The organism is Kitasatospora sp. MBT63 (assembly GCF_000710465.2).
Taxonomy (GTDB): domain Bacteria; phylum Actinomycetota; class Actinomycetes; order Streptomycetales; family Streptomycetaceae; genus Kitasatospora.
Genome location: NZ_JAIZ01000020.1, coordinates 1 through 6,726, shown reverse-complemented (window position 1 = coordinate 6,726; position 6,726 = coordinate 1). Strand labels below are relative to the sequence as shown.

The following is a 6,726-nucleotide window of genomic DNA, read 5'->3' as shown; positions in this document are numbered from 1 at the left end:
GTCCCGCCCCGTCCCGTCCCGTCCCGTCCCGCAACCCCCCGAGGTGACCCTGATGGCCAGTTCCCCCGACGACGCGAGAAACGGCTCCCGGCTCTGGAAGGTGGTCGGTGCCAGCCTGATCGGCACCACCATCGAGTGGTACGACTACTTCCTCTACGGCACGGCCGCGGCCCTGGTCTTCGGCAAGGTCTTCTTCCCCAACAGCGACCCGCTGACCGGCACCCTGCTCTCCTTCCTCACCTACGCGATCGGCTTCGCCGCCCGGCCGCTCGGCGCCCTGGTGTTCGGGCACTTCGGCGACCGGATCGGCCGCAAGCGGCTGCTGGTGCTGAGCCTGCTGCTGATGGGCGGGGCGACGACGCTGATCGGCTGCCTGCCGACGTACCGCCAGATCGGGGTGGCCGCACCGCTGCTGCTGACCGCGCTGCGGCTGGTCCAGGGCTTCGCGCTGGGCGGCGAGTGGGGCGGGGCGGTGCTGCTCGTCTCCGAACACGGCGACCAGCGGCGGCGCGGCTTCTGGGCCTCCTGGCCGCAGGGCGGCGCCCCGGCCGGCAACCTGCTGGCCGCCGGTGTGCTCTCGCTGCTGACCACCGTGCAGAGCGACGCCGACTTCCTCGCCTGGGGCTGGCGGATCCCGTTCCTGCTGTCCGCGCTGCTGGTGATGGTCGGGATGTGGATCCGGCTGTCGGTGGACGAGTCGCCGCTGTTCAAGCAGGCGCTGGCGGCCGCCGAGGCGCGCGGCCGCGAGGAGCGGCCGCCGCTGGTCGCCGTCCTGCGCGACCACTGGCGGGACGTGCTGGTGGCGATGGGCGCCCGGATGGCCGAGAACATCTCGTACTACGTGATGACCACCTTCGTGCTGGCGTACGCCGTCGGCCACGTCCACCTGCCCAAGCAGACCGCGCTGAACGCCGTCCTGATCGGCTCGGCGATCCAGTTCACCCTGATCCCGGTCTTCGGCGCGCTCTCCGACCGGGTCGGCCGCAAGCCCGTCTACCTGGTCGGCGCGGTCGGCGTCGGGGTCTGGGCGTTCGTCTTCTTCGGGCTGGTCGACACCAAAGACTTCGGCTCGCTGGTGCTGGCGGTCACCGTCGGCCTGGTCTTCCACAGCGCGATGTACGCCCCCCAGGCGGCCTTCTTCTCCGAGCTGTTCGCCACCCGGATGCGGTACTCCGGGGCCTCCATCGGCGCCCAGTTCTCCTCGGTGGCCGCCGGCGCCCCCGCGCCGCTGATCGCCACCGCGCTGCTCAAGGACTACGGCAGCGCCACCCCGATCGCCGTCTACGTCGCCATCGCCGCCGCGGTCACCGTCCTCGCCGTGCTGTGCGCCCGCGAGACCCGGGGCCGCGACCTGGCCGCGATCGAGCCCTCCGGCCCGGCCGGGGACCGCGCGGCGGGGCAGGCGGTCACCGTCTGAGCCCCCGTACGGCCCGGCGCGCTCCGCCATCCGCGCCGGGCCGTTCCGCCCTCCACCGAGAACTGGCACGATGTCCCGCACCATGGACCACCCCGACACCAGCTCCGTACCCGGCGCCCGGGCCCCGGAGGCCACCGCGGCCCCGGCCCTGCGCCGGCTGCTCGACCTGCTGGCCACCGGCGCGGCCACCGAGGACTTCGCCGCGGTGCTCGCGGACGCCCGCCACCGGGGCGCCCCGCCGCAGGTGCTCGCCGAGATCGACGACGCCACCTGGCAGGCCCTGCGGGTGCACCGGACCCTGCGTCAGCACCGCCGCCGGGAGACCGAGCTGACCGCGCTCTTCGACACCGCCGGCGACCTCGCGGCCTCCCGCGACCTGGACTCCGTGCTCCAGGCGATCGTCCGCCGGGCCCGGATGCTGCTGGGCACCGACACCGCCTACCTGACCCTGCCGGACGAGGCCGCCGGCGACACCTACATGCGGGTCACCGACGGCTCGGTGTCCGCGCTCTTCCAGCACCTGCGGCTCAGCCTCGGCGACGGACTCGGCGGCCTGGTCGCCCAGACCGCCCGCCCGTACGCCACCCCCGACTACCGCACCGACGGACGGTTCCGGCACACCGGCCGGATCGACGCCGGGGTGCTGGACGAGGGCCTGGTCGCGATCATCGGCGTCCCGCTGCTGCTCGGCGGCCGGGTGATCGGCGTGCTGTTCGCCGCCGACCGCTCGGCCCGCACCTTCTCCCCCGACGAGGTGGCGCTGCTGTGCACGCTGGCCGCCCACGCCGCGATCGCCCTGGACACCGCCGAGTCGCTCGCCGGAACCCGCGCCGCCCTGGCCGAACTGGCCGGCGCCAACGAGGTCATCAAGGCCCACGCCGCCGCCGTCCAGCGCGCCGAGCAGGCCCACGACCGGCTGACCGACCTGGTGCTGCGCGGCGCCGAGGTGGCGGACGTGGCGGCCGAGGTCGCCGCCCTGCTGGGCGGCGAGGTCTCGGTGCACGACAGCGAGGGCCGCCCGGTCACCGGCCGCCCGGCCGCCGCCGAGGACCTGGCCCGGGCGCTCTCCGCCTCCCGCGGCGAGGCCCGCGCGGTCCGGCACGGGGACGGCTGGGTCTGCGCCGTCCTGGCCGGACAGGAGCTGCTCGGCGGGCTGGCCCTGCACGGCCGCCCCGACCTGGACGACGCCGACCGGCGGATCTTCGAACGGGCCGGGGTCGTCACCGCCCTGCTCCTGCTGCTGCGGCGGTCCGTCGCCGAGACCGAGAACCGGATCCGCGGCGAACTGCTCACCGACCTGCTCACCGCACCCGACCGCGACCCCGCCGGCCTGACCGCGCGCGGCCGCCGGCTCGGCGTCGACCTGGCCCGCCCCCACCTGGCGCTGGTCGCCGACACCACCCCGGACGGCCGGACCAGGCTGGCGGGCGCCGCCGCCCGCCACCTCTTCGGCTCGCGCGGGATCAGCGCCGAGCACGGCGAGGCCGTCGTCCTGCTGCTCCCGGAGGACGGCACCGCACCCGGCCGGGTCGCCCGCGACACCGCCGACCGGCTGGCCCGGCTCACCGGCGCCCCGGTCACCGTCGGCGTCGGCCGCCCCGCCGCCGGGCCCGCCGCACTGGCCGCCGCCCACGCCGAGGGGGTGCGCTGCGTCCGCGCGCTACGGGTGCTCGGCCGGGAGGGGGACGGCGCCTCGGCGGCCGACCTCGGGTTCCTCGGGGTGCTGCTCGGCGACGGCCACGAGGTGGACGCGTTCGTCACCGGCGCGCTCGGCCCGCTGATCGACTACGACGCGCGGCGCGGCACCGAGCTGGTGCGCACCCTGCGGGCGTACTTCGACAGCGGCGGCAGCCTCACCCGTGCCAAGGACCAGCTGCACGTCCACGTCAACACCGTGGTCCAGCGCCTGGACCGGGTCGAGGCGCTGCTCGGCCCCGGCTGGAACCACCCCGAGCGCGCTCTCGAACTCCACCTCGCGCTGCGCCTGCAACTGCTCGCCGCCCCCTGAGCCCCCCGACCGCGCTCCCCACCGTGCACCCCGCACCGTGCGCACCCCGCGCTGTGCACCCCGCGCCTTGAAGGGTGCCGCGGCGCGGGGCGTACAGTGACGAGGTTGGTCTCGAACGCCTGGCAAGGAGCAGCGGTGAGCGAGCGGATACGGTTTGTGCGGTTGGGTACCGGCGAGGCTGCGGTGCCGTACCAGGAGGCCTGGGCCGAGCAGCAGCGGCTGCACGCGCTGCGGGTGGCGGACGAGATCCCGGACACCGTGCTGCTGCTGGAGCACCCGCCCGTGTACACGATGGGCAAGCGCACCAACCCGGCCGACCTGCCGCTGGACGGTACGCCGGTGGTGGAGGTGAACCGCGGCGGTGAGATCACCTGGCACGGTCCCGGCCAGCTGGTGGGCTACCCGATCGTGAAGCTGCCGGACCCGATCGACGTGGTGGCGTACGTGCGCCGGCTGGAGGAGGCGCTGATCCGGGCCTGCGCCGAGTTCGGTGTGGAGACCACCCGGATCGAGGGCCGCAGCGGGGTGTGGAAGCTCGGTGCGGAGATCCCGGACGCGGTGGTGGACCCGTCCCAGGTGGTGGAGATCGGCAAGCTCACGCTGCGGATGGGCCTGCCGCTGGGGATCGACCCGCGGCTGGCCGGGCCGGAGTACGCGCCCTCCAACGCCGGTCAGCGCGGCGACGACCGCAAGCTGGCGGCGATCGGCGTCCGGGTGGCGCGCGGGGTGACGATGCACGGGTTCGCGCTCAACTGCGACCCGGACATGACCTGGTTCGACAAGATCGTGCCGTGCGGGATCCGGGACGCCGGGGTGGGTTCGGTCAGCTCCGAGCTGGGCCGGGACTTCACCGTGGCCGAGGCGCTGCCCGCGGTCGAGCGGCACCTGTCGGCGGTCCTCGCCGAGCTGCCGGAACCCGCCCTCACCCGCTGAGGTAGGGAATCCAGACCGGGTTCCGGTTGTTGCCCTGCGATTGCAGGGCCGGGCCCGGCACAACCGATGAATGCACAGGCGTACCCTGGGGGTACCCCGTCTAGTCCTAGGAGTCGCACGTGTCCGCTGTCGCACCCGACGGCCGGAAGCTCCTCCGCCTCGAGGTCCGGAACGCCGAGACCCCCATCGAGCGGAAGCCCGAGTGGATCAAGACCCGGGCGAAGATGGGCCCGGAGTACAACGCACTGCAGTCGCTGGTGAAGAAGGAGGGGCTGCACACGGTCTGCCAGGAGGCCGGCTGCCCCAACATCTTCGAATGCTGGGAGGACCGCGAGGCGACCTTCCTGATCGGCGGCGACCAGTGCACCCGCCGCTGTGACTTCTGCCAGATCGACACCGGCAAGCCCGCCGACTTCGACCGGGACGAGCCGCGCCGGGTCGCCGAGTCGATCGTCACGATGGACCTCAACTACGCCACCATCACCGGTGTCGCCCGTGACGACCTGCCCGACGGCGGCGCCTGGCTGTACGCCGAGACCGTCCGCCAGGTGCACGCGATGACCGCGGAGCGCCAGGCCGGCCGGACCGGTGTCGAGCTGCTGATCCCGGACTTCAACGCGGTGCCCGAGCAGCTGGCCGAGGTCTTCTCCTCCCGGCCCGAGGTGCTGGCGCACAACGTCGAGACGGTGCCGCGGATCTTCAAGCGGATCCGCCCGGCGTTCCGGTACGAGCGTTCGCTGGACGTCATCACCCAGGCGCGCGCGGCCGGACTGGTGACCAAGTCCAACCTGATCCTGGGCATGGGCGAGACCCGCGAGGAGGTCAGCCAGGCGCTGGCCGACCTGGTCGGGGCCGGCTGCGAGCTGATCACCATCACCCAGTACCTGCGGCCGTCGCTGCGCCACCACCCGGTCGAGCGCTGGGTGAAGCCGCACGAGTTCGTGGAGCTGCAGCAGGAGGCCGAGGAGCTGGGCTTCGCCGGTGTGATGTCCGGCCCGCTGGTGCGCTCCTCGTACCGCGCCGGGCGGCTGTACCGGCAGGCGCTGGAGCACCGCGCGCAGGCAGCGGTCTGAGTTTCGTCCGATGATGGGGCGGGTCCGGTCGGGCCCGCCCCGTCGCCGTGTCCGGGCCCGTCCGGCGTGCCCGCAACACGCCGACGGGCCCGGTCTTCATCGGCCTTTGACGCCGGGGTCACCGGTCGGCAACACCGGTGGGCCACCATGAACGGTGTCGGATCCACCTCGACAGCTACGGGAGCACGCGAGATGCAGGCAGGAATCGGAGCGGTACGGACCGGCCGGGGCATCGGCCGGGTCCGCTCGGTCGGGGACGCGGTGCGGCTGGCGGAGCGCGCCCTGCTGGGCGGCGCGCGGCGCAACGCCTGGTCGGCGGTGTGCGAGAACCGGCGGCACGCGGCCGACCGGGTGCAGGACGCGGTGCCGTCCGCCGCGGCCGGCCCGCGGGTCTGACCCGCGGCAGGGCCCCGGTCGGCGGCGGTACCGCGGCCCGGGGAGCGCCGCGCGGGCGGCGGTCCGGCGGGGACTCCGGGGAAGACGCAGGTCACGAACCGGCACCGCCCTTGGATATCCCGTACCTGCCACACGTACCATGGCCGGTATGGCGAGGGAATCATCCGTGAACCCCGGGCGGCTGCAGCAGATCCGCACGGCGTACCAAATGACCAAGAAGGTCGACACCAAGATCGGCCTGATCATCGGAGGCATCGGCCTCCTCACCTTCGGCGTGTTCCTCGCCATCGGTTTCCTGATCGGTCACCCCATCTACCTGGGCATCCTGGGCTTCATCGTGGCGTTCCTGGCCATGGCGATCGTCTTCGGCCGCCGGGCGGAGCGGGCGGCCTTCGGACAGATGGAGGGCCAGCCCGGCGCGGTCGCGGCGGTGCTGGACAACATCCGCCGCGGCTGGAGCGCCAACACCACGCCGGTCGCGGTGACCCGCAACCAGGACGCGGTCTACCGGGCGGTCGGCCGCGCGGGCATCGCGCTGATCGGTGAGGGCAACCCGAACCGGGTCCGGCCGCTGCTGGCGTCCGAGAAGCGCAAGATGGCCAAGGTCGTCGGCGACGTCCCGGTGCACGACATCATGGTCGGCAACGGGGAGGGTGAGATCCCGCTGAAGAAGCTGCAGATCCACCTGATGCGGCTGCCGCGCGCCATTACCCCCGGCCAGGTCACCGAGACCAACGACCGGCTGCGCGCGCTGGGCGACCTGCTCTCCAAGGCGCCGATCCCCAAGGGCCCGATGCCCAAGGGTGCCCGGATGCCCAAGGGCGGCCAGGCCCGCTGACCCCGCCTGCTTCGTTTGACACCACGGCCCCGCCGCGAGAGATCGCGACGGGGCCGTTCGA

At 73.8% G+C, this 6,726-nt stretch carries 6 protein-coding genes; all 6 read left to right on the top strand.

The features are described 5' to 3' along the window. The first annotated feature begins 52 nt into the window (after positions 1-52). The 6 genes from AA75_RS01510 to AA75_RS01485 all read left to right on the top strand — a co-directional run bounded on the left by AA75_RS01510 (position 53) and on the right by AA75_RS01485 (position 6,665). Positions 53-1,417: an MFS transporter gene (locus tag AA75_RS01510; RefSeq protein WP_033817829.1), complete on the top strand. Its 1,365-nt coding sequence runs from the start codon at positions 53-55 to the stop codon at positions 1,415-1,417. An 82-nt stretch (positions 1,418-1,499) separates the two neighbouring features. Further along, positions 1,500-3,425, top strand: a complete 1,926-nt coding sequence (locus tag AA75_RS01505; protein WP_051811557.1) for a GAF domain-containing protein — start codon at positions 1,500-1,502, stop codon at positions 3,423-3,425. A gap of 135 nt (positions 3,426-3,560) precedes the next feature. Continuing rightward, a complete protein-coding gene (lipB, locus tag AA75_RS01500; protein ID WP_082526166.1) occupies positions 3,561-4,358 on the top strand; it encodes a lipoyl(octanoyl) transferase LipB in 798 nt (265 codons plus the stop codon). Positions 4,359-4,477: 119 nt separating this feature from the next. Next, positions 4,478-5,431 (top strand): lipoyl synthase, encoded by a 954-nt coding sequence (locus AA75_RS01495; RefSeq protein WP_033817828.1) that lies wholly within the window; start codon positions 4,478-4,480, stop codon positions 5,429-5,431. 192 nt (positions 5,432-5,623) lie between these two features. Continuing rightward, positions 5,624-5,827, top strand: a complete 204-nt coding sequence (locus AA75_RS01490; protein ID WP_033817827.1) for a hypothetical protein — start codon at positions 5,624-5,626, stop codon at positions 5,825-5,827. Between the two features lie 148 nt (positions 5,828-5,975). Further along, positions 5,976-6,665, top strand: coding sequence for a DUF4191 domain-containing protein (locus AA75_RS01485; RefSeq protein WP_033817826.1), 690 nt, complete (start codon positions 5,976-5,978; stop codon positions 6,663-6,665). The last annotated feature ends 61 nt before the right edge of the window (positions 6,666-6,726 follow it).

Excerpts from the sequence above, each read along its gene's own strand:
- AA75_RS01510 (WP_033817829.1), top strand. The coding sequence starts at position 53 with ATGGCCAGTTCCCCCGACGACGCGAGAAACGGCTCCCGGCTCTGGAAG.
- AA75_RS01505 (WP_051811557.1), top strand. The coding sequence starts at position 1,500 with ATGGACCACCCCGACACCAGCTCCGTACCCGGCGCCCGGGCCCCGGAG.
- AA75_RS01490 (WP_033817827.1), top strand. The coding sequence starts at position 5,624 with ATGCAGGCAGGAATCGGAGCGGTACGGACCGGCCGGGGCATCGGCCGG.
- AA75_RS01485 (WP_033817826.1), top strand. The coding sequence starts at position 5,976 with ATGGCGAGGGAATCATCCGTGAACCCCGGGCGGCTGCAGCAGATCCGC.